General features: G+C 43.1%; 2 protein-coding genes. Both read left to right on the top strand.

Features of this window, described 5'->3' with window-relative positions:
• A partial coding sequence (locus tag RM529_RS16700; RefSeq protein WP_311485882.1) for a glycoside hydrolase family 16 protein occupies positions 1 to 746 on the top strand: 746 nt, incomplete at its 5' end.
• Between the two features lie 102 nt (positions 747 to 848).
• Positions 849 to 2,989: beta-glucosidase BglX (gene bglX / locus RM529_RS16695; RefSeq protein ID WP_311485880.1), on the top strand; the 2,141-nt coding region annotated here is incomplete at its 3' end.

The raw sequence follows: 2,989 nt of genomic DNA, 5'->3' as shown, positions 1-2,989 counted from the left end.
CCACTCCGTTTGATCAACAGCAAGAAGGTGGTGGAGGCGATGAGGAGTTTGAGACTCAGTTCGACGATCTTGCCTGGTCTGATGAATTTGACGGAGATGTTCTTGATACTGATACCTGGAATTACGAAATAGGAAATGGAACTAACGGCTGGGGTAATGGTGAAGTTCAATATTATACAGAGGAAAATGTAAGTGTTCAGGATGGAAATCTTATGATCACAGCCAGACGTGAAGCTGAGAGTGGATTCGATTTTACATCAGCCAGAATTACTACTCAGGATAAATATGAATTTACCTATGGTAGGATTGAAGCCAGGGCAAAAATGCCTGCAGGCGGAGGAACCTGGCCTGCAATCTGGATGCTGGGAGCTAATTTTGACGATGTGGGTTGGCCTGAGACTGGTGAGATTGATATTATGGAATGGGTTGGAAATAAACCGGAGAGAACATCTTCTGCACTTCATTACCCAGGAAATTCTGGAGGAAATGCCGTAGTTGGCGATTCAACAATTAACAATGCTACTTCTGAATTTCATATCTACACAGCCGAGTGGACAGAAGATAGTATCACTTTCCTATTAGATGGCGAGGTGTATTTTACTTTTGATAATGATGCGTCTACACCATTTAATAAAGATTTCTTTTTAATACTAAACGTTGCCATGGGCGGTGGTCTTGGTGGAACAATAGATCCTGCATTCCAGGAATCCTCCATGGAAATTGATTATGTAAGGGTTTATCAATAGAAAATAATTAAATACAGGCCTGTTTAAAAAAGCTTTTTCTTCTGAAGTAATTCAGGATAGAAGTTGCATAAATTTTTTAAACAGGTTTTTTATTACTCCAATATGAAGAAAAAAAGCGTATTGCTAATCTTGCTGCTGTTGGTTCAGCTCACGGGTTTTGCCCAGGACTTAAAAATCCGCAGTTCAGTAAAAAACGTTGAAACAAAGGTAGATTCTATACTTTTTATGATGACGCTGGAAGAAAAGATAGGGCAGCTGGTGCAATATAACGGCAGCTGGGATCTTACCGGCCCCGCTTCAGAAATGGGCAATAAAGAAAAGGAAGACCGTCTTAAGAAAGGAGTGGTAGGTTCTATGTTAAATGTACTTTCAGTAGAAGCCACAAGGGAAGCGCAAAAGCTGGTAATGGAAAATTCCAGGATCAAAATTCCGCTTATTTTTGGTTATGATGTGATACATGGTTATAAAACAATTTTTCCTGTTCCCCTTGGGGAAACTGCAAGCTGGGATCTGGAAGCGATGGAAAAGTCGGCGCGGATTGCAGCAATAGAATCTGTGGCCAATGGTATAAATTGGACATTTTCGCCCATGATAGATGTCTCTCGGGATGCCCGGTGGGGTAGGATCATGGAAGGTTCTGGCGAGGATCCTTACCTCACCTCTTTGGTCGCTGTGGCAAAAGTAAAGGGTTACCAGGGAGATGATCTTGCCGATAGTACCACGATTGCGGCCACTGCAAAACACTTTGCAGGCTATGGTTTTGCTGAAGCCGGCAGGGATTACAATACCGTAAATGTGGGGGAGTATGAGCTTCATAATTTTATTTTGCCTCCGTTTAAAGCTGCGGCAGATGCCGGGGTGGCCACTTTTATGAACTCGTTTAATACTATAGATGGTACGCCCGCTACAGGCAGCAAAATGTTGCAGCGTGATATTTTAAAAGGCGACTGGAACTGGAACGGATTTGTGGTTTCAGACTGGGGTTCTATTACAGAAATGATCTATCACGGTTTTGCAAAAGATAAAAAACACGCTGCTGAAATTGCCCTAAAAGCCGGAAGTGATATGGATATGGAAGGCGGCGCTTACGAAGCCGGGCTTCTGGATTTGGTAGAAGAAGGCAAAATAGACGAAAATCTTATTGATGATGCAGTAAAAAGGATTTTGCGCGTGAAGTTTAAAATGGGACTTTTTGAAGATCCCTATCGCTATTCCAATCCTGAACTGGCAGAACAAATTTCCTATGAAGAGCATAAAGAAGTGGCACGTGATATTGCAAGAAAATCCATAGTGTTGCTGAAGAATGAAGATGATATGCTGCCCATAAAAAGTGCAGTGCAAAATATTGCAATTATCGGCCCGCTGGCAGCAGACAAAGACACGCCTATAGGAAACTGGAGGGCACAGGGAGAAGCAAATTCCGCAGTTTCTGTATTGGAAGGAATCAAAGCTGCCGCCGGGAAAAATGTAAATATTTCTTATGCTGAAGGTGCCGCGCTTGGAACCGGGGAACGGAGTTTTTTGATGCCCCTGGAAATAAATGAAACCGATAAATCTGGTTTTCCAGACGCTATTTCCAAAGCTGAAGATGCAGATCTGGTGATTATGGTGTTGGGTGAAGATGCTTTCCAGAGTGGTGAAGGACGGAGTCAGGCGAAAATTGGCCTGGCAGGGCTTCAGCAGGAGTTACTGGAAGAAATCTATAAAGTCAATAAAAATATTGCTTTGGTATTAATTAATGGCAGGCCGTTGGAAATTACCTGGGCTGCAGAAAACATTCCAGCTATTGTTGAAGCATGGCAGCTTGGTTCAGAAAGTGGCAATGCTATTGCCGATGTGCTTTTTGGGAAGTATAATCCTTCAGGGAAACTTCCGGTTAGTTTTCCTAAGGCAGTGGGGCAGGAGCCGCTATATTATAATCAGCAAAATACGGGAAGGCCTTATAGTGAACAGCATGTAACATTTTCAAGTTATACAGATGTTGGGAAGGAGGCGCTTTATCCGTTTGGCTTCGGATTAAGTTACACCGATTTTGAATATGGGGAAATATCCCTTTCCGCAGAAGAAATGAGCACCAACGATGAAATTACTGTACGTGTGCCGGTGACCAATTCCGGAGATGTGGCGGGGAAAGAAGTTGTGCAGTTATACCTGCGTGATCTTGTTGCCAGTAAATCCAGGCCGGTAAAGGAGTTGAAAGGCTTCGAGATGATAGAGCTGAACCCCGGAGAAACAAAAACGGT

The sequence above is a fragment of the Autumnicola edwardsiae genome (assembly GCF_031846505.1).
GTDB classification, from domain to species: domain Bacteria; phylum Bacteroidota; class Bacteroidia; order Flavobacteriales; family Flavobacteriaceae; genus Autumnicola; species Autumnicola edwardsiae.
This window is presented reverse-complemented; position numbering and strand designations above follow the sequence as displayed.